General features: G+C 35.2%; 1 pseudogene. It reads right to left on the reverse strand.

Features of this window, described 5'->3' with window-relative positions:
- Positions 1 to 80 (reverse strand): annotated as a pseudogene (locus CN288_RS27990) (transposase); the annotation flags it as partial.
- Positions 81 to 321: the final 241 nt, after the last annotated feature.

Genomic DNA, 321 nt, shown 5'->3' on the forward strand with positions numbered 1-321 from the left:
AATACGCATTGTTTTTGTGCATTATAAATTACCATATAACTTTTACCCATACTGACATCAAATGCAATAACGTGTTTCATATAGCTCCTCCTCAGGTGGAATTGAAGTCTTCAACTTACACTTATCGATTCTCATTTCTTATACACGATCTCGAAGACCAACATACTAAAAACTGATTCAAATAAGGTAAGTGAAGAAGGTCAGTTTTGTATACGGATTCAGGATCCCAAGACACCCACGACCTTCTCTTCACTTCTACTATATAAAAAATAGTAGTGCGAACCAATGCCTTGGTCTACACTACTAATCTTAGTATGTTTT

The organism is Bacillus sp. AFS023182 (genome assembly GCF_002560575.1).
Lineage (GTDB): Bacteria > Bacillota > Bacilli > Bacillales > Bacillaceae_G > Bacillus_A > Bacillus_A arachidis.